Consider the following 539-nt stretch of genomic DNA (forward strand, 5'->3'; position numbering starts at 1 on the left):
CTTTTTTTGTCTTCCTACGCCCGCTTGGCCTCCGACTTGGCGTCGGGCGCGGGTGTGAGGGGGTTAGAGGGTGAGGGCGTGGTGGGCGGTGGCTGAGAGGGGGAGGTGGGCGAGGTCGGTGCGGTGGTACCAGGCGGTGGTGCTGGTGGAGCCGGTGGTTTCGGTGACGTGTGGGGTGGTGGGGTGGGGGACGTGGAGGTGGTAGAGGAGCCAGATGGCGTGGATGTCGGTGTGGTCGCTTTCGGGGCCGGTTTGGTTGGTGCGGTAGTGGCTGGTGATGGCGAAGAGGTCGCTGATGTGGCCGTGTTGGCCGGTTTCTTCGTGGAGTTCGCGTTGGAGGGCGGTGTGGGGGGTTTCGCCGTGGTCGACGCCGCCGCCGGGGAGGTGCCAGGTGTCGGCTCCGGGGTAGCCGGGGGCGATTTTGCACAGGAGGATGCGGTCGTGGGGGTCGGTGGTGAGGGCGTAGGCGGCGAAGCGGCGTAGGTGGGGGCGTGGGTGGGGTGGTTCGTCGGTGCGGAGGTGGTGGGGAGTGGGGTGGG

At 68.8% G+C, this 539-nt stretch carries 1 protein-coding gene; it reads right to left on the bottom strand.

What is annotated here, in order from left to right; genetic code table 11:
• Positions 1–63 precede the first annotated feature (63 nt).
• Positions 64–539 (bottom strand): NUDIX hydrolase (locus ABD848_RS24935; protein WP_344977681.1); only part of this gene is annotated, 476 nt, incomplete at its 5' end.

Origin of the sequence: Salinactinospora qingdaonensis, from assembly GCF_039539445.1 — a bacterium.
In the GTDB taxonomy this organism is placed as follows: Bacteria; Actinomycetota; Actinomycetes; order Streptosporangiales; family Streptosporangiaceae; genus Salinactinospora; species Salinactinospora qingdaonensis.